The sequence below is a fragment of the Amycolatopsis sp. NPDC102389 genome, from assembly GCF_044765885.1.
Classification (GTDB): domain Bacteria; phylum Actinomycetota; class Actinomycetes; order Mycobacteriales; family Pseudonocardiaceae; genus Amycolatopsis.
The window spans coordinates 73,128-91,452 of sequence record NZ_JBIWKX010000006.1 but is presented as its reverse complement, the minus strand read 5'-3'; the positions used below and the strand labels follow the sequence as shown (position 1 = coordinate 91,452).

The window sequence follows — 18,325 nt, the reverse complement described above, 5'->3', positions numbered from 1 at the left end:
CGGCAGCGCAGGGCTGCCGCCCAGGGTTTCACTTCTTCTCGTAGGTCAGCAGGACCGCGCGCCCGTCCATCGTCCGGGTGCCGGTCAGCCGCAGGTCCGTGCGCACGCCGCCTCCGAACACCTGCTTGCCGCCACCGAGTACCACCGGGTGCACGACGACGTGGGCCTCGTCGATCAGGCCGCGGTCCGACATCGCGGTGGCGAGCTCGGCCCCGCCCATCAGCAGCAGGTCCTTACCGGGTTTGCTCTTGAGTCCGGTGATCCGCTCGGTGAGGTCGCCGCCGACCACTTCGGTGTTCCAGCCGGCCTTGTCCAGCGTCCGGGAGAACACGATCTTCGGCGTCTCGCGCCAGATCGGGGCGTACTCCAGGTCGTGCGGGTGGTCCGAGATCTCCTCGGCCTTCGGCCAGTACGACGACATCATGTCCCAGACGCGCCGCCCGTAGACGAGGGTGTCGGAGCGGTCGGCCAGTTCCTTGGAGTGGCCGGACAGATCCGGGCCCATGTCCGCCCAGTCGAACTCGCCGTCCGGGCCTTCGATGCGGCCATCGAGCGAGGTGTGGACGGCGTAGACGAGCTTGCGCATGGCTTGATCCCTCCGGTGTGGCGCCCGCCTTCCGGACGCCGTTCACCGAAGGGTCGGAGCGGGCGCGAGGTTCTCGACATCCCTCACGCGTTTAGTCCTCTGGATGCGCTTGAGGCGCATCCAGAGGACTAAATGCTCAGTATTCGTCGTGGCGCTTCCACCAGTGTCCGGGGCCGTCGGTCCCGCGGCCGGCTTCCTCCCAGGCCTCCTGCCGCCCGAACGGCGTCAGGTCCAGGTACCGCAGCGTCCCCACCAGCTGGTCCGCGCCGCGACCGCTGGTGAAGTACGTCCGGAACACGTCGTCGCCGTCGCGCAGGAAGACACTGATGCCGAACCCGCCGTCGATGCCGCAATCCGGGTTGAAGTCGCCGAGGGTCGAGACCCAGGGGACCGTCCAGCCCATGCGCTCCTTGTAGCGCTCGATTTCGGGCAGCGTCGCCGGTGCGACCACGTACAGCGTGGTGTCGCGGGCGTGCAGGTGGGCAGGGTGGCCGATGTTGTCCACGACCATCGAGCAGCCGGGGCATCCCGCCTTCTGCCCGGGGGCGAGCATGAAGTGGTAGACGATCAGCTGACGCCGTCCCTCGAAGAGGTCCAGCAGAGTCAGCTTGCCCTGGGGTCCGTCGAACTCGTACGTGCTGTCGAAGCGGACCATCGGCAGCCGTCGCCGTTCGGCGGCGATCGCGTCCGTGGCGCGGCTGAGCTCCTTTTCCTTGGCCAGCAACGCGTCTCGGGCGATCTGCCATTCGCCTGCCGAGACGACCTTCGGCAGCGTGACGGTCTCAGTCATTTCGTTCGCCTTTCTGAAGTTCGGCCAGGTGTTCTTCCATGCGGTCGAAACCGCCTTCCCAGAAGCGCCGGTACCGCTCCACCCAGTCGGAGACGTCGCCGAGCGGGGCGGCCTCCAGCCGGCAGGGCCGCCATTGCGCCGTCCGGCTCCGGCTGATCAAGCCCGCGCGCTCGAGGACCTTGAGGTGCTTCGAGATGGCTTGCAGGCTGACCGGAAAGGGTTCGGCCAGCTCGTTGACGCTGGCCTCGCCGGTGGCGAGCCGGGCGAGGATCGCCCGCCGGGTGGGGTCCGCCAGGGCGGCGAACGTGGCGCTGAGCTGATCAGTGGTCATCGCTGCTCAATCAATCGGTTGTTTAACCCTTGGGTTGAATATACTGGTGCGAGTTGATCTGTCAAGGACGAGTGAGAGCGCCATCACGCGAGTGGATGGGTTTAAAACAGTAGGAAGTCCTAGTATTTTGGAGGGATGAGCAGCGACCTGCACCGGCCCGTCAACCCCGTTCGCTTCGTGACGGCGTCGAGCCTCTTCGACGGGCACGACGCGTCCATCAACATCATGCGGCGGATCCTGCAGTCGCAGGGCGCGGAGGTCGTGCACCTCGGGCACAACCGCTCGGTCGACGAGGTCGCCACCGCGGCCATCGCCGAGGACGTCCAGGGTGTGGCCATCAGCGCCTACCAGGGCGGGCACGTCGAGTACTTCAGCTACCTGGTCGAGCTGCTCAACGAGCGCGGCGCGGGGCATATCAAGGTGTTCGGCGGTGGTGGCGGCGTCATCGTCCGCGAGGAGATCGAGCTGCTGCACTCGCGGGGTGTCGCGCGGATCTTCTCGCCGGAGGACGGCTACGAGATGGGCCTCCCGGGCATGATCAACCTGATGATCAAGGCCTGCGACACCGACCTCTCGGCGCAGTCGCCCGGCTCGCTGGACAAACTGCTTTCGGGTGACATCCCGGCGTTGTCCCGCGTCATCACGCAGCTCCAGCGCGAAGCACTGCCGCAGGACACGCTCGCCAAGATCACCGAGGTGGCCAAGTCGCGGACCGTGCCGGTGCTCGGCATCACCGGCACGGGCGGTTCCGGCAAGTCGTCGCTCACCGACGAGCTGATCCGCCGGTTCCGGCTGGACCAGGAGGACAAGCTCCGCATCGCCGTGCTCGCCGTCGACCCGTCGCGCCGCAAGGGCGGCGGAGCGCTGCTCGGCGACCGCATCCGGATGAACTGCCTCGACGGCAGCCCGGTCTACTTCCGTTCCCTCGCCACCCGGACCACCAGCGGCGAGATCCCCACCGGGCTTTCCGAGTCGATCCTCGCCTGCAAGGCCGCCGGGTTCGACCTGGTGATCGTCGAGACGCCCGGTATCGGGCAGGGCGACGCCGGCATCGTCGACTACGTGGACCAGTCGCTGTACGTCATGACGCCGGAATTCGGCGCGGCGTCGCAGCTGGAGAAGATCGACATGCTCGACTTCGCCGACGCGGTGGCGATCAACAAGTTCGAGCGCCGCGGCGCCGAAGACGCCCGTCGCGACGTCGCGCGCCAGCTGGTGCGCAACCGTGAGGCGTTCAGCTCCTCGCCCGAGGACATGCCGGTCTACGGCACCAGCGCCGCGAAGTTCAACGACGACGGCGTCACCGCGCTCTACCAGCACCTGCGCGACACCCTCGCCGAACGCGGGCTGACCGTGTCGGCGGGCGTGCTCCCGAAGGTCGAGGGCAAGGTGTCCACCGACGCCAGCACGATCATCCCGGCCAACCGGACGCGCTATCTCGCCGAGATCTCCGAGACCGTCCGCGGTTACCACGCCAAGACCGAGCAGCAGGTCGCCGCGCTGCGCAAACGCGAGCACCTCGCCGCCGCCAAGGAGGCGCTGGCCGCCGTCGACGCGAGCACCGACGCGCTCGACGGCCTGCTCGCCGCCGCCGAGTCCGATGTGGACGGTGAGTCGGCGAATCTGCTGGCGCGCTTCCAGGAGCTCGCCGAGTCCTACCGCGCCGACGAGCTGGTCGTGAAGATCCGCGACAAGGAACTGCACACCCAGCTCTGGCGCGACACGCTGTCCGGCAACCGGATCCCGCGCGTGGCGCTGCCGCGCTACACCGAATCCGGCGAGCTGCTGTCCTTCCTGCGCCGCGAGCACCTGCCCGGATACTTCCCTTACACCGCGGGTGTTTTCCCGTTCAAGCGCGAGGGTGAGGACCCGGCGCGCATGTTCGCCGGCGAGGGCGACCCGTTCCGGACCAACAAGCGGTTCAAGCTGCTCTCCGCCGACTCCGACGCGAAGCGCCTTTCGACCGCCTTCGACTCGGTGACGCTGTACGGGCACGACCCGCACACCCGCCCCGACATCTACGGCAAGGTCGGCACCTCGGGTGTCTCCATCGCGACGCTCGAGGACATGGAGGTGCTCTACGACGGCTTCGACCTGACGTCGCCGAGCACCTCGGTGTCGATGACGATCAACGGTCCGGCGCCGACGATCCTCGCGTTCTTCCTCAACACCGCGATCGACCAGCGGATGGCGGCGTTCAAGGCCGAGCACGGCCGCGAGCCGTCCGAAACCGAGGCCGCCGAACTGCGCGAATGGGCGCTGCGCAACGTCCGCGGCACCGTGCAGGCGGACATCCTCAAGGAGGACCAGGGGCAGAACACCTGCATCTTCTCCACCGAGTTCAGCCTGCGCATGATGGCCGACATCCAGGAATGGTTCATCGAGCACGGCGTCCGGAACTTCTACTCGGTGTCGATCTCCGGCTATCACATCGCCGAGGCCGGGGCGAACCCGATCTCGCAGCTGGCGTTCACCCTGTCGAACGGTTTCACCTACGTCGAGAGCTACCTCGCGCGCGGGATGGACATCGACGACTTCGCGCCGAACCTGTCGTTCTTCTTCTCCAACGGCATGGACGCCGAGTACTCGGTACTGGGCCGGGTCGCGCGGCGGATCTGGGCGGTCGCGATGCGGGAGCGCTACGGCGCCAACGAGCGCTCGCAGAAGCTCAAGTACCACGTGCAGACCTCCGGCCGGTCGCTGCACGCGCAGGAGATGAGCTTCAACGACATCCGCACCACGCTGCAGGCACTGTGCGCGCTCTACGACAACGCGAACTCCTTGCACACCAACGCTTTCGACGAGGCGATCACCACGCCGTCGGAGAGCTCGGTGCGGCGCGCGATGGCCATCCAGATGATCATCAACAAGGAGTGGGGCCTGTCGAAGAACGAGAACCCGCTGCAGGGCTCGTTCATCATCGACGAGCTGACCGACCTGGTCGAAGAGGCCGTGCTGCTGGAGTTCGACCGGATCTCCGAACGCGGCGGCGTGCTGGGCGCGATGGAGACCGGCTACCAGCGCGGCAAGATCCAGGACGAGTCGATCCTCTACGAACGCCAGAAGCACGACGGCACGCTGCCGATCATCGGCGTCAACACCTTCCGCAACCCGAACGCCGGCGAGGACGACGTCGAGGTGGAACTCGCGCGGGCGACCGAGGACGAGAAGCGTTCGCAGCTGGAGCGGCTCGAGGACTTCCAGCACCGGCACCACGCCGAGGCGCAGGTCGCGCTCAAGACGCTGCGCGAGGCCGCGACCCGCGGCGGCAACCTGTTCGGTGTCCTGATGGACGCGGCGCGGGTGTGCTCGCTCGGCCAGATCACCGAGGCGTTCTTCGAGGTGGGCGGGCAGTACCGGCGCAACGTCTAGCGGCGCGGGAATATCGCGGCGCGTGTCCGGGTAGTTGCTGGACATGGAGATCGGAATCGCCACCTTCATCACCGATGAAGGCATCAGGCCGGACGTCCTCGCCGCAGCCGTCGAAGAGCGCGGGTTCAGCTCGCTCCACATCGCGGAGCATTCGCATATCCCGGTCAGCCGGGAAACGCCGTACCCGGGCGGCGGCGAACTGCCGCGCGTGTACTACCGGACCCTGGACCCGTTCGTCGCGCTGACGGCGGCGGCCGGGGCCACCTCGACCCTGAAGCTGGGGACGGGCGTCGCGTTGCTGCAGCAGCGCGACGTCATCCACACGGCGAAAGAGGTCGCTTCGCTGGACCTGGTCTCGCGAGGCAGGTTCGTCTTCGGTGTGGGCGTCGGGTGGAACCGGGAGGAAATGCGCAATCACGGCACGGATCCGCGTACCCGTGGCGCGCTCGTCGACGAGCAACTGGCCGCGCTGAAGGAGATCTGGACCAAGGACGAGGCCGAATTCCACGGCGAGCACGTCGACTTCGACCCGATCTTTGCGTGGCCGAAGCCGGTGCAGAAGCCGCATCCGCCCATCTACATCGGTGGTGCGGGGGAGAAGGCGATGCAGCGGATCGCCAAGTACGGCGACGGCTGGCTGCCGCACGCGCACACTCCGCCGGAGGAGCTTCGCCGGGCTCGTCAGTGGCTGGCCGACCAGGGGCGTAGCGACATCAAGTTTTCAGCCTTCGGTGCCACCCCGGAAGAGGACGCGCTGGGCAGGCTCGTCGAGGGCGGCGTCGACGAGGCGACGCTCTTCCTGCCGACCGAACCCGAAGCGGCGACACTGGAACGACTCGACCAGTTCGCGAAGGTCGCCGACAGCTTTCGAAAGGGGCAACAGGCGTGACTGAGGTTCAAATCGGCTTGGCCGCGGCGCTCGAGCAGTTCTCGCCTCGCGAGTCGATCCGGCTGGCGGCGTTGGCCGAACAGCACGGGTTCTCCGGCCAGATGGCGGCCGACCACTTCCAGCCGTGGGTCCCTCAACAGGGTGAAGCGTCCTTCGTGTGGAGCGTGCTCGCGTCGTTGGCGGAGAACACCACGGGCGACCTCGGGCCGGGCGTGACGTGCCCGTCGTTCCGGCTGCACCCTTCGATGGTGGCGCAGGCCGCGGCGACGCTGGAGGCGACCTACCCGGGCCGGACCTGGCTCGGCATCGGTTCCGGCGAAGCGCTCAACGAACACATCATCGGCGGGTACTGGCCCGAAGCGCCGGAGCGGGTACGGCGGATGTTCGAGGCGCTCGAAGTCATCCGGAAACTGTTCACCGGCAAGGACGTCAAGCACAGCGGCGAGTTCTTCAAGCTGCACACCACCCGGCTGTGGACGCTGCCGGACGAGCCGCCGCCGATCTACATCGCGTCGGCCGGCCCGTACACCTCGCGCAAGACCGGCGAGCTCGCGGACGGGCTGATCACGCCGGGCGCGTCGATCGAAAAGCTGGCGGGGATCCTCGACAACTTCGGTACCGGCGCGCGCAAGGCGGGCAAGGACCCGGACTCGATGCCGAAGCTGCTGCAGGTGCATCTGTCGTGGGCCGAGGACGAGGAGACGGCGTGGGCCAACGCGATGGACCAGTGGCCCAACGGCGGCATGAAGTTCCCGAAGGCCGACATCCGGTCGCCGTTCGACTTCGCGCAGATGGCGAAACTGGTGCGGCGTGAGGACTTCGAGGGGCGCATGGTCGTCTCGTCCGACCCGGACGTGCACCGTGAGGCGCTGCAGAAGTACGTCGACGCCGGCTTCAACCGGATCTACATCCACAACGTCGGCCGGAACCAGGACGAGTTCATCGAGACCTTCGGGCGGGACGTGCTGCCGAAGCTGACGGCCTGACGCGCCTCGGCGCTGCAATGAAGGGGCCATTCATAGCAAAATTTGCTATGAAAGGCCCCTTCATTGCGCGCGAAAGGCCTGCTGGGCCGCCGGGGAGAGCAAGGGACCTTTGCTACCACTTCGGGTCCCGGACTCTCGCGTGTCTGGAGCCGGAACTCGCATGATCAGGAGGCGAACTCCCGTCCCGGGTGTGTTCGGCCTCCCAGCACGCGAGTTCCGGCTTCAAGCACGCGAGTTCCGGCTTCAAGCACGCGAGTGCGGGGTCTGGACACGCGAGTTCCGTCTCCAGACACGGGTAGCCGGCGTGTTCTGGGGGCCGGCACTGTGCCGGCCGTCAGACGTTCTTGTCCAGCAACAGGTGCACCGACAGCTCCAGCCGGTTCGCGACGTCGGCCGCCGAAGCGCGCCGGGTCACCCAGGCGACCAGATTCGCCATCCAGACGTCGGCGATGACGTGGAAGATGTCGCGATCGGCTTCGGTCGGGTCCTCGATGCCCATCGCCTTGGCGAACATGTTCTCCATCAGCCGCCCGACCTGTTCGACCTCGGCGGCCGCGGTCGTGTCGGCGAACATGAACGCGCGGACCATCGCCTCGGTCAAGTGCGGGTCTCGCTGCATGAGCCGGGTGTTGCGGCCGAGGACGAACATCAGCCGCTCGCTCGGGGTGTCGCCGGGGATGGCGGCGCGGTCGAGTTTCTCCTGCGCGCGCTCGAATTCCCTGGCCAGCCCGGAAACCAGCAGGTGGATCTTCGAGGGGAAGTAGCGGTACAGCGTGCCGAGCGCGACGTCCGCCTTCTCGGCGACAGCCCTCATCTGGACCGCGTCGTACCCGCCCTTGGCGGCGAGTGTCAGGGTCGCGTCGATGATGCGGCGCCGCCGGTCGCGCTGGGCCGCGGAGCCGAGTTCCTCGCCGCCCAGTGCGGAGAGACCGTTGCCGCTTCGCGCCTTCGCGCTCGTGGGTGCCTTGGCCTTCCCTGGCATCGCCACGTCCCCCTTCGTCGGAACTTGTTCCACTTTCCTCGCGTAGCGTACCTAAGCGGACGAACTGTTCAAGACGTGACCCACTGGGCAAGAAACTGTAACACGTTCTACACTCGCGGGTAGGTCCGGCGAGGAGGTCTCACCCGTGTCGATCGCGCTCACCGAAGAACAGGCGGCCTTGGCCGCGTCGATCCGTGCCTGGGCGGCCTCCATCCGCCCCATCGACGCCGTCCGAAATGGCCGGATCGCCGAGCCGCCGCCGGGGCTGGCGGAACTCGGCCTGTTCGGCGTGGCGATTCCCGAAGACGTCGGCGGAGCGGGCGGCACACTCGCCGATCTGGCCGCAGGGCTCGCCGAAGCGGCCGAAGCGCTCGTACCCGGCCCCGTCCTCGGGACAGCGCTGGGTGGAGCGTTGCTCGCGACGGTTCCCCAGCCCGCCAAGGAGATCCTGCCCGGTCTCGCGGACGGGACCGAACGGCTGGCGGTGGTGCTGGGCGGTGGTTTCCGGATCGCGGATTCGGTGGTCGACGGCGAATCGGGACCGGCTCTCGACGTTCACCCGTCGGCGTGGACGCTGGTCTCCGACGGCGCCGTCTCCGCGCTCATTCCGCCCGCGGCGTCCGGAATGGACATCGAGCGATGCGAGCCGTTCGACCTCTCGCGGCCGGTCGGCCGGGTCCGGTGCGAGAAGGTGCGTGCCGAAGCGGTTTTCGACGCTCTGCCGGTGGATTCCTACGCCGCCACACTCGGTGCCGCCGAAGCCGCGGGGATCGCCCGATGGTGTCTTCGGACGGCCGTCGAGTACGCCAAGGTGCGAGAGCAGTTCGGCCGTCCCATCGGGTCGTTCCAGGCGATCAAACACTTGTGCGCGGAAATGCTGTGCCGGGCCGAAGCCACCGACGCGCTCGCATGGGACGCGGCGAGGGCGGCCGAAGACCCGGCGCAGCACGCCCTCGCGTCCGCGACGGCGGCGGCCTACGCACTCGACGCGGCCGTGGCCAACGCGAAGGACTGCATCCAGGTCCTCGGCGGCATCGGCTTCACCTGGGAGCATGACGCGCACTTCTACCTGCGGCGCGCGGTCGCCCTGCGGCAGTGGCTCGGTGGTTCCGCCCGCTGGCGTCGTCGCGCCGCCGAACTCGCCCTGCGCGGCGACCGCCGGACCTTGAGCGTCGACGTCGGCGAACACGCCGGACTCCGTGACCTGGTAAGCGAAATCGCCGCTCTGCCGGAGCCGGAGCGGCGGGTCGCGCTGGCCGATTCGGGACTGTTGGCCCCGCATTGGCCCGCGCCGTACGGCAGGGGCGCCACGGCCGCCGAGCAACTGCGGATCGACGCCGCCCTCGCCGAGGCGGACATCCGCCGTCCCGACCTGGTGATCGGCGCCTGGGCGATCCCGACCCTGCTGGAACACGGTTCCCCGGCACAGCGCGAACGGTTCGCCGCGCCCACGTTGCGCGGCGAGATCACCTGGTGCCAGTTGTTCAGCGAGCCCGAGGCGGGCTCCGATCTCGCGTCGCTCCGCACGACGGCCCGCCGCGTCGACGGCGGATGGCTGCTGAACGGCCAGAAGGTGTGGACCTCGCTCGCGCGCGAAGCCGATTGGGCGATCTGCCTGGCGCGGACCGACCCGGAAGCCCCGAAACACAAAGGGATCACGTACTTCCTCGTCGACATGACCGCCGAGGGGATCAGTACGCGGCCTTTACGCGAGATCACCGGTGACGCCGTCTTTAACGAGGTTTTCCTCGACGACGTCTTCGTGCCGGACGAGATGGTGGTCGGGGAGGTCGACGGCGGCTGGCGGCTGGCGCGGACGACGCTGGCGAACGAGCGGGTCGCCCTCGGGAGCGGGTCGGCGGTGGGGGAGGGCGTCGAGAACCTGCTCGCCACCCTGGGGGACGGCGCCGATCAGGAGAAACTCGGCGCGCTGATCGCCGACGGGAGCGCGTGTTCGGTCTTGGACCTGCGGGCGACCTTGAGGCGGCTCGGCGGCCAGGACCCGGGCGCCGAGTCGAGTGTGCGCAAGCTGCTCGGAGTGCGGCATCGGCAGGCGGTGGCGGAGTTCGCGCTGGAGGCGCTCGGTGAGAACGCTCTCGTGGCCGGAGATCCGGCGCAGCACGAGTTCCTGCTGACCCGGTGCCTCAGCATCGCGGGCGGGACGACTCAGGTGCTGCTGTCGCTGACGGCCGAGCGGTTGCTGGGGCTGCCGAGGTCCTAAAGCCGGGTCCTGAAAGTTCCTCTCACGCGTCTTTGAGGTGTCGTGACCGGTCACTTCACGACACATCGGGGCATGACCGGACCTGTCACGGCACTGCCGCCCGCCCGCTGTCGGTCCCGTGCTCTAACGTGCGGGGCGTGGAGTTCGGCACAGGAACCCAAGCCACCTTCGTCCCCTCGGATCCCCCGCGGGACGGAGTGCTGGCGCTCTGGGGAGACGGCGTAGCGGGTGACACCGCGATCGAACTCGTGCTTCCGGCAGGCAAGATCTTCCGGCGCACGAAGGTCGACGCGGCGCTCGTCCCGTTGTCACGGGCGATTCCGCGGCTGCTCACCGCGGAGGGCGACCTGAGCCCGGCCATCGCCGCGTGGTCGGCCGTCGCCGAAGCGGGGGTGAACCTCATCGCCCGCGGCAGGCTGCTGCCCGCGGCCTCACCCGGCGGGGTGGATTCGTGGCGGGTCGGCCCGCTCGACGTCGCCGACGAGGAGATGCTGCGCGGGCTCGCCGCCGCGCTGCCTCCCGAGGCGCACGCGCTGCCGTTGTCCGGGCTGAAACGGATCCGGCTGCATTCGCCGGAGTCGTTGATCCGCGCGTTCTGGGACGCGACGGCGGACGTGCTGGTCCGCACGCCCGCCGCGAGCGTCGCGGCGGGCGGTCCGGCGTTCGCGGCCGCCCAGCCGACGCTGGTCGGGCCGGACGGTGCCGCGTGGCTGGCGGAACTGAGCGCCCGGCAGGCCCAGGGCGCGCATCTCGTCCTGCGCATGGAGGTACACGAGCCCGAAGACCCCACAGCCCCCGAAGAAGAGCCCACGTTCGAGGCCGTCCTCGCCGTGCGGAGCGCCGCTGATCCGAGCCTGATCGTCGAGGCGGCGACGCTGTGGGACGCGCCGGAGGCGGTGCTGGAACGCATGGGTGAGCAGGTCGAGACGCAGCTGCTGCTCGGCCTGCGGCGAGGCGCCAGGGCGTGGGCGCCGCTCGGCCGCATGCTCCAGTCGGCCGCCCCGACCGGGCTGGCGCTGGAGTACGACGAGGTCGTCGACCTGCTGACCCACGGGGACGCGGCGCTGGGCGGGGCCGGCATCGAGGTGCAGTGGCCGAAAGACCTCTTCGCGGGCGAGCTCAAGGCGAAGGCGAGCGCGACGCAGACACCGGGCAGCGTCACCGGCCCCGAGTTCACGCTCAAGAGCCTGCTGCGATTCCGCTGGCGGATGAGTCTCGGGGACGAGGACCTCACTGACGCCGAGGTCACCGCGCTCGCGGAGGCGAAACGGCCGCTGGTGCGGCTGCGGGGCAAATGGGTCAAGGTCGATGCTCGGCTGATCGCCAAGGTGCGCGCCCACCGGGCGAAGAAGCTGTCCGGGGCGGAGGCGCTGGCCGCAGCGCTCACCGGCGAACTGGAGCTGGACGGCGAAAAGGTCGAGTTCACCGCCCCGTCGGCGCTGACGGGGCTGCTCCAGCGAATCCGCGAAAGCGCCGCGGAACCGATCGAGCAGCCCGCCGAACTGCGGGCCACCCTGCGGCCGTACCAGAAGGCGGGTCTCGCTTGGCTGGCGACGATGACCGGGCTCGGTCTCGGCGCCTGCCTCGCCGACGACATGGGGCTCGGCAAGACGATCCAGCTCATCTCCCTGCACCTGCACCGCCGTCCGCGTGGCGAGGGTCCCACGCTCGTCCTGTGCCCGACGTCGCTGCTGGGCAACTGGGAACGGGAATTCGCCCGGTTCGCGCCGGATATCCCGGTGCGCCGGTTCCACGGTGGCGGACGGCATCTCGACGATCTCGCGCCGGACGAGGTCGTGCTCGCCACGTACGGCGTGCTCCGCCGGGATCGCGAAGCACTGTCCGAAGTGGACTGGGGGATGATCGCCGCCGACGAGGCGCAGCACGTCAAGAACCCGCTTTCGGCCACCGCCAAGGAATTGCGGAAGATCCCGGCCGCCGCGAAGGTCGCGCTGACCGGGACACCGATGGAGAACCGGCTCACCGAGCTGTGGTCCATCATCGACTGGACGACGCCGGGCCTGCTCGGTTCGCTCGACGGGTTCCGCCGCAAGGTCGCCCGCCCGATCGAACGCGACCGTGACGCCGCCGCCACCGAACGGCTGGCCACGACGGTCCGGCCGTTCCTGTTGCGCCGCAAGAAGACCGACCCGGACATCGCCCCCGAGCTCCCGCGGAAGACCGAGACCGACCGGTTCGTCCCGCTCACCGCCGAGCAGACGACGCTGTACGAGGCCGTGGTCCGGGAGAACCTCGCGATGATCCGCGAGCTGGACGGGGTGGCCCGGCGCGGGCAGGTGCTCAAACTGCTCACCGAGCTCAAGCAGATCTGCAACCACCCGGCGCAGTACCTCAAGGAACCCGGCGTGCTGCACGGCCGGTCCGGCAAGCTCGCCGCGTTCGAAGAGCTGCTCGACGTCATCCTCGACGAGGGCGACAGCGTGCTCGTGTTCAGCCAGTACGTCCAGTTGTGCCGCCTGCTGGAGAAACGCCTGGCCGAACGCGGGCTGCCGACGATGCTGCTGTCCGGGTCGAGCACGCCGAAGGCCCGGGAGGACATGGTCGCCCGGTTCCAGGCGGGCGAGGTCCCGGTTTTCCTGCTCTCGCTCAAGGCGGGCGGGGTCGGGCTCAACCTGACCAAGGCCACCCACGTGATCCACTACGACCGCTGGTGGAACCCGGCCGTCGAGGACCAGGCCACCGACCGCGCGTACCGGATCGGGCAGGACAGGCCGGTCCAGGTGCACCGGCTGATCGCCGAAGGCACGCTCGAGGAACGCATCGCCAAGGTGCTGGAGACCAAACGCGGGCTGGCCGACGCGGTCATCGGCGCCGGCGAGGACTGGATCACCGAGCTGTCCGACGACGAACTCGCCGACCTGGTCCGGCTCGGGGGGACGTGATGCCCGGCGTGACAGGGCGGAAACGGCGCACCTTCGGCAACACGTGGTGGGGCAAGGCGTGGGTCGAGGCGTTGGAGGAGCGCGCCAAGCTCGACCCGAACCGCCTGCCGCGAGGCCGGACGTACGCGCGCAAGGGCACGGTCAGCAAGCTCGCGGTCGGCGCGGGCGAGGTGACGGCCTGGGTGCAGGGCAGCCGGGCGGTGCCGTACCGGGTGACCATCCACATGCGGGCGTTCACCGAGCCGCAGTGGGAGAGCCTGCTCGGCATGGTCGGCTCCCGGCTCGGGCATGTCGCCGCCCTCCTCGACGGCGAGCTGCCCGGCGAGCTGGCCGAGGACGCGCGGACCGCCGGCGCGGATCTGCTGCCCGGCCCCGGCGATCTGCGCCCGAAGTGCTCCTGCCCGGACAGCGCGAATCCGTGCAAACACGTCGCCGCGGTGTACTACCTGGTCGCGGACGAGGTCGACGCCGATCCGTTCGTGCTGTTCCTGCTGCGAGGCAGGCCGAGGGAGGCCGTGCTCGCGGAACTGCGGTCCCGCCGCGCCCCCGCGAGCGAGCCGGGCAAGCGGGTGCGCGCCCCCGCCGCGCCGGGGGTGGACCCGCGACGCGCCTACACCCGGCGGATCGCCGCGCTGCCACCGCGGCTGGCGGTCCCGGGCACGGTCGGGCCGCCCGCGGTCCTCGACGTCGATCCGCCGCACCGCACGGGCTGGAGCGGGGAGATGTTCGTCGAACTGGCGGCCGATGCCGCCGCGAGGGCCTGGGAGCTGCTGGTGATGGGGCCCGAGCGCGAAGTGGAGCTGTCGTTCGAGGAAGACCTCGCGCGCCGCGCGGCCGCGGGCGATCCTCACGGGGTCGCCGAACTCGCCGAGGCCGCGGGAGTCCCGGTGCGGGAGCTGGCCGTCTGGGCGCAGGCCTGGCGTGAGGCGGGCCGGGGCGGGATGGCCGTGGTGCGGGAGCCCTGGCGGCCCGGGCAGGCGCCGCTCGCGCAGGCCAGGGCGGACCTCGCCGAATCGGGGTTGCCGGGAACGCCCAAGACGTGGCGGAACCGGATCACCCAGGGCGATCTGCAGCTGCGCTATGGCCGTGATGAACGGTGGTACCGGTTCGTGCGCGACGGCGAAGGCTGGCGGGTGGACGGGCCACCGTCCACGCGGCCGACGGACGTGATCTACCCGCCCTGACGCCCAGCCTCGTGAGTGGCGGTTTGGGGTGTTAACCCCAAAACCACCCACAAACCCCCGGAGCCTCGGCCCGGGGGGGTGGGAAACAACCACAACCAGTACAACCCCCCCCCCCCCCCCCCCCCCCCCCCCCCCCCCCCCCGCCCCCCCCCCCCCCCCCCCCCCCCCCCCCCCCCCGCGCGGCTGGTGGCCGTCTGCCCCACACCCCCCCCCCCCCCCCCCCCACGACCCGCTGGACCGTCGCCAGGTGCGGTAGCTCCACTCCAGGAACCGTTCCACCCCGCGCACGACGTGGGCGCTGCGGATCGAGGGGAAGACGTCGAAGGCGTGCTGCGCGCCGGAGATCTCCGCGTACGCGACCTCACGCTGGGACTTCTCCCGGAGACGTCGCACGAATTCGCGGGCTTCGCCCACCGGCACCAGCGAGTCGTGGACGCCGTGGATGACGAAGAACGGCGGCGCGTCCTCGGTGATCCGGTCCAGCGGGGACGCCGCGATGTAGTCGTCGAGGAAGTTCACCGGATCCCTGTCCGCCTCGAAGACGTGCCGGGCGATGAGCGTCTTGAGCCGGGTCTGGCTGGAGCGCCGCCCGCTGGTCGCGGCGAAGTCGTACACGCCGTAGTGCGGGGCGCATGCCTGGATGCTCGTGTCGGCTTCGGTGAAGCCGGGCTGCAGCGCCGGGTCGTTGGCGGTCAGCGCCAGCAGCGCGGCGAGATGCCCGCCCGCGGATCCGCCGGTGACGGCGACGAAGGACGGGTCGCCGCCGTAGGACTCGGCGTTGTCCCGGATCCAGGCCAGCGCGCGTTTCGCGGCGACGATATGCGCGGGCCAGCGGGCGGCGGGGGAGAGCGGATAGTTGATCGCGACGCAGATCCAGCCGCGTTTGGCCATGTGCAGCATCAGCGGCAGGCCCTGCTGGTCCTTGTTGCCGATCACCCAGGCGCCGCCGTGCACCTGAAGCAGGATCGGCGCGCCGATGACCGGTTCGCGCGGGGCGTAGACGTCCAGCAGGAATCGCTTCCCGCCGGGCGCGTAGGCGATGTCGCGGGTCCGCCGGACCTCGGGATCGCGCATGCGGAACGGCATGGCCAGCTGGCCCCACGGCGTCGCGAGGTCGGTCGGGCTCGGCGGGTGCTCGAGTTCGTCGGCGTACGCCTCGCCGATGCCTTCGGTCAGCGCCGTCTCGATCTCGTCGCGGGCCCGCTGCGACTGCGCGATCAGCGTGCCGAGCCCGGCCGCCGACGCCGCCGCGAGGGCGAGCCCGGTCTTGCTCGACGCGCCCCGGTGCCGGGCGAGGTGCGCCGCCGTGTCGACCGCGGTGAGCGCGAGCAGATGCGGGGCGAGCTCGCCGGTGAGCCAGCCCGCGAAGAACGCCGGGATCGCCGTGCGGGCACCTCTCGGCGGCTTCAGCGCGTTCGCGGTGAGCGCGAGCTGGAGTGCCTGGCGGACGACGAAACTCGGCTGCATGGGCACCGATCCTACCGCCGGGTGAGTGCCTAGAACCGGTTGCAAAGTTCACTTAAGGTGATTCTCATGCAGAGGTTGAGTGGTCTGGACGCGAGTTTTCTGTACCTGGAGACACCGGCCCAGGTACTGCACGTGTGCGGGCTGCTCACCTTGGACGGTTCGACCATGCCCGGCGGCTACGATTTCGAGCGCTTCAAGGAGAAACTGGCCGAACGGGTCGAGCTGATCCCGGCGTTCCGGCGCAAGCTGCACAATCCACTCTGGAATCTCGCGCATCCGGTCTGGGTGGAGGACGAGGATTTCGACCTCGAAGCCCATGTTCACCGCATCGGCGTACCGGCGCCCGGTGACCGGCGGGAACTGGCCGAGCTCTGCGCCCACATCGCGGGACAACGGCTGGACCGCGCACGGCCGCTCTGGCAGTTGTACGTCATCGAAGGCCTGCCGGACGGCGGGATCGCGGTCCTGCTGAAGATGCACCACGCCAGCGTCGACGGGGTCGGCGGTGCCAGCCTGATCACCGCCCTCGCCGGGCTCGAACCGGACGCCCCGCTGCCCGAGATCGCGCCGGACGAACGTCGCAACGCGGACGTTCCCGGCAGGCGCGCGCTGTTCGGCTCGGGGCTGACGTCGTTCGCGAAACGTCCGGTCGAGCTGGTGAAACTGCTGCCCGACCTGCTCGAACTCGTGCCGAGATGGCTGGGCAAAGCGTTGCAGGGCAAGGGAATGCCGGTCCCGTTCACGGCGCCGCGGATATCGTTCAACGGGACGATCACCGCGCACCGCAGCGTCGCCTATGCCTCACTCGACCTCGACGACGTCAAGCGGATCAAGAACGCCTTCGGGGTGACCGTCAACGACGTCGTCCTCGCCGTGGTCGCCGGCGCGCTGCGGCAGTTCCTGCGAGATCGGGGCGAGCTGCCCGAAGATCCGCTGGTGGCGACCGTGCCGGTGTCGGTGCACGGACGTACCGAACGCGAGCACGGGAGCAACAAGGTCTCGGCGTTCTTCGCGTCGCTGCCCACCCATCTGGATGATCCCGCCGCGCGCGTGTTCATGCTCGCGGAGTCGAACCGGCTGTCGAAGGACCATCACCACGACATCGACGCGGACATGCTCCAGGACTGGGCGCAGTTCTCGGCGGCGACCATGTTCGGGCTCGCGGTCCGCGCGTATTCCGCGCTGCGCCTGGCCGAACGGCATCCGGTGGTGCACAACCTGGTGGTCTCCAACGTGCCCGGCCCGCCGATGCCGCTGTACCTGCTGGGCTGCCGGATCACCGGGCTCCACCCGCTCGGCCCGGTGTTCCACGGCGCCGGGCTCAACGTCACCGTGCTGTCCAACGCGGGCAGGGTCGACGTCGGCCTGCTCGGCGCCCGCGAACTGACCGGTGACCTGTGGCCGCTCGCCGACCACTTCGCCGACGCTGTCGCGGAACTGCTCAAGGCGACCTCCTAGATCCTCACCCCTTGCCGTCACGCCTCCTTCCGGTTAAGACTAGAACAGGTTTCAATATTGTGCCCGTTCGCCCCGGTGAGGAGCCAGTGTGGACTTCCAGTTCGACGAGACGCAGACCGAGGTCACCGCGCTGGCCGCGCGCGTGCTCGGCAAGGAGCGTGAGCCCGCGGACACGTGGCGCGCGCTGGCCGACGCCGGTCTGCTCGCCCTGGCGCTGCCCGCCGAACTCGGCGGCGACGGCCTCGGTGTCGCCGAAGTCGCCTTGGTGCTGACCGAACTCGGCCGCGTCGCCTCGCCGACGCCCGCGTTGGCGTCGCTGGCCTTCGGGGTCCTGCCGGTCGCCGCGCTCGGCGGCCCCGACCAACGTTCGGCGCTGCTCCCGCCGGTCGCGGCGGGCGAAGCCGTGCTCACCGCCGCGCTGCACGAACCCTCCGCCCCGTTCACCGTCCGGCCCGCGACCGTCGCGGAATCGGCCGGAGACTGGCGGCTGAGCGGCGTCAAGACCGGCGTGCCGTTCGCGGCGGAGGCGACCCGGATCCTGACGCCCGCCTCGCTGCCCGGCGGCACCGGCGTCTTCCTGGTCGATCCCCGCGCGGACGGCGTGACCCTGACCCCGACGAGAACCTCTTCCGGCACACCGGACTACACGATGACGCTGGACTCGGTCGCCGTCACCGACGCCGATCTCCTCAACGGGCACGGTCCCGGCGAGTCGATCGCGACGTTGCACAGGTTCGCACTCGCGGGCGCCGTGGCGTTCGGCGACGGGCTGCTCGCCGGCGCGCTCGCGCTGACCACGAAACACGTCGGCGAACGTGAGCAGTTCGGGCGCCCGCTGGCGGCGTTCCAGGCGGTGGCGCAACAGATCGCGGACGTCTACGTCGCTTCGAGGACGGTCCAGCTGGCCGCGCGGTCGGCGGTCTGGCGGCTCGCGGCGGGGCTCGACGCCGAGGCGGAACTCGACATCGCGGCGTACTGGCTGGCGGAGGAGGCGCCCGCGGCGCTGGCCGTCTGCCACCACCTGCACGGCGGGATCGGTGTGGACGAAACCTATCCACTGCACCGGTTCTCGTCGGCGGTCAAGGATCTGGGACGAACGCTCGGCGGCGCCGCTCATCGGCTGGCCGGTCTGGGCGAATTGGTGGCGGGGTGAACC

The 18,325-nt window shown here is 69.8% G+C and carries 12 protein-coding genes and 1 pseudogene; 8 read left to right on the top strand and 5 right to left on the bottom strand.

Annotated elements, in window-relative coordinates:
- Window positions 1-28 precede the first annotated feature (28 nt).
- The 3 genes from ACIRGA_RS08010 to ACIRGA_RS08000 all read right to left on the bottom strand — a co-directional run bounded on the left by ACIRGA_RS08010 (window position 29) and on the right by ACIRGA_RS08000 (window position 1,707).
- Window positions 29-586 (bottom strand): dihydrofolate reductase family protein, encoded by a 558-nt coding sequence (locus tag ACIRGA_RS08010; RefSeq protein ID WP_400937951.1) that lies wholly within the window; start codon window positions 584-586, stop codon window positions 29-31.
- 136 nt (window positions 587-722) lie between these two features.
- Entirely contained in the window at window positions 723-1,376 is a 654-nt protein-coding gene (locus ACIRGA_RS08005; RefSeq protein WP_400937949.1) for a DUF899 domain-containing protein, read from the bottom strand.
- Window positions 1,369-1,707 (bottom strand): ArsR/SmtB family transcription factor, encoded by a 339-nt coding sequence (locus tag ACIRGA_RS08000; RefSeq protein ID WP_400937946.1) that lies wholly within the window; start codon window positions 1,705-1,707, stop codon window positions 1,369-1,371. The genes ACIRGA_RS08005 and ACIRGA_RS08000 overlap by 8 nt, the downstream gene beginning before the upstream one ends.
- 135 nt (window positions 1,708-1,842) lie before the next feature.
- Between ACIRGA_RS08000 and icmF the strand changes: the two genes are divergently transcribed.
- Genes icmF through ACIRGA_RS07985 form a run of 3 tightly spaced genes read left to right on the top strand, consistent with a single transcriptional unit; the run spans window position 1,843 to window position 6,954 of the window.
- A complete protein-coding gene (icmF, locus tag ACIRGA_RS07995; protein WP_400937943.1) occupies window positions 1,843-5,079 on the top strand; it encodes a fused isobutyryl-CoA mutase/GTPase IcmF in 3,237 nt (1,078 codons plus the stop codon).
- Between the two features lie 43 nt (window positions 5,080-5,122).
- Window positions 5,123-5,968: an LLM class F420-dependent oxidoreductase gene (locus ACIRGA_RS07990; protein ID WP_400937941.1), complete on the top strand. Its 846-nt coding sequence runs from the start codon at window positions 5,123-5,125 to the stop codon at window positions 5,966-5,968.
- Window positions 5,965-6,954, top strand: coding sequence for a TIGR03557 family F420-dependent LLM class oxidoreductase (locus ACIRGA_RS07985; protein ID WP_400937938.1), 990 nt, complete (start codon window positions 5,965-5,967; stop codon window positions 6,952-6,954). Before ACIRGA_RS07990 ends, ACIRGA_RS07985 begins: the two co-directional genes overlap by 4 nt.
- Before the next feature lie 334 nt (window positions 6,955-7,288).
- On the opposite strand, the gene kstR is transcribed toward ACIRGA_RS07985, so the two are convergent.
- On the bottom strand, window positions 7,289-7,936 hold the full coding sequence (gene kstR, locus ACIRGA_RS07980) for a cholesterol catabolism transcriptional regulator KstR (protein ID WP_038523880.1): 648 nt from the start codon (window positions 7,934-7,936) through the stop codon (window positions 7,289-7,291).
- Window positions 7,937-8,081: 145 nt separating this feature from the next.
- Between kstR and ACIRGA_RS07975 the strand changes: the two genes are divergently transcribed.
- From ACIRGA_RS07975 to ACIRGA_RS07965, 3 genes are all read left to right on the top strand, one after another.
- Window positions 8,082-10,157, top strand: coding sequence for an acyl-CoA dehydrogenase family protein (locus ACIRGA_RS07975; protein WP_400937936.1), 2,076 nt, complete (start codon window positions 8,082-8,084; stop codon window positions 10,155-10,157).
- Window positions 10,158-10,285: 128 nt separating this feature from the next.
- Complete coding sequence (locus tag ACIRGA_RS07970) at window positions 10,286-13,060, top strand: DEAD/DEAH box helicase (protein WP_400937934.1); 2,775 nt, start codon at window positions 10,286-10,288, stop codon at window positions 13,058-13,060.
- On the top strand, window positions 13,060-14,244 hold the full coding sequence (locus ACIRGA_RS07965) for an SWIM zinc finger family protein (protein ID WP_400937932.1): 1,185 nt from the start codon (window positions 13,060-13,062) through the stop codon (window positions 14,242-14,244). Before ACIRGA_RS07970 ends, ACIRGA_RS07965 begins: the two co-directional genes overlap by 1 nt.
- Window positions 14,245-14,481: 237 nt before the next feature.
- On the opposite strand, the pseudogene ACIRGA_RS07960 reads toward ACIRGA_RS07965, so the two are convergent.
- A pseudogene (locus ACIRGA_RS07960) lies at window positions 14,482-15,711 on the bottom strand (alpha/beta hydrolase fold domain-containing protein); the annotation flags it as partial.
- 66 nt (window positions 15,712-15,777) lie between these two features.
- Here ACIRGA_RS07960 and ACIRGA_RS07955 point away from each other — a divergent pair.
- The gene (locus ACIRGA_RS07955) at window positions 15,778-17,169 is read left to right on the top strand and encodes a wax ester/triacylglycerol synthase family O-acyltransferase (protein ID WP_400937929.1); all 1,392 of its coding nucleotides are present in this window, start codon (window positions 15,778-15,780) and stop codon (window positions 17,167-17,169) included.
- Window positions 17,170-17,257: 88 nt separating this feature from the next.
- Window positions 17,258-18,322: an acyl-CoA dehydrogenase family protein gene (locus tag ACIRGA_RS07950; RefSeq protein ID WP_400937926.1), complete on the top strand. Its 1,065-nt coding sequence runs from the start codon at window positions 17,258-17,260 to the stop codon at window positions 18,320-18,322.
- The last annotated feature ends 3 nt before the right edge of the window (window positions 18,323-18,325 follow it).

What these genes read in the sequence shown, in the direction of transcription:
- ACIRGA_RS08010 (WP_400937951.1), bottom strand. Translation starts at nt 586, where the DNA reads ATGCGCAAGCTCGTCTACGCCGTCCACACCTCGCTCGATGGCCGCATC.
- ACIRGA_RS08005 (WP_400937949.1), bottom strand. Translation starts at nt 1,376, where the DNA reads ATGACTGAGACCGTCACGCTGCCGAAGGTCGTCTCGGCAGGCGAATGG.
- ACIRGA_RS08000 (WP_400937946.1), bottom strand. Translation starts at nt 1,707, where the DNA reads ATGACCACTGATCAGCTCAGCGCCACGTTCGCCGCCCTGGCGGACCCC.
- icmF (WP_400937943.1), top strand. Translation starts at nt 1,843, where the DNA reads ATGAGCAGCGACCTGCACCGGCCCGTCAACCCCGTTCGCTTCGTGACG.
- ACIRGA_RS07990 (WP_400937941.1), top strand. Translation starts at nt 5,123, where the DNA reads ATGGAGATCGGAATCGCCACCTTCATCACCGATGAAGGCATCAGGCCG.
- kstR (WP_038523880.1), bottom strand. Translation starts at nt 7,936, where the DNA reads ATGCCAGGGAAGGCCAAGGCACCCACGAGCGCGAAGGCGCGAAGCGGC.
- ACIRGA_RS07965 (WP_400937932.1), top strand. Translation starts at nt 13,060, where the DNA reads ATGCCCGGCGTGACAGGGCGGAAACGGCGCACCTTCGGCAACACGTGG.
- ACIRGA_RS07955 (WP_400937929.1), top strand. Translation starts at nt 15,778, where the DNA reads ATGCAGAGGTTGAGTGGTCTGGACGCGAGTTTTCTGTACCTGGAGACA.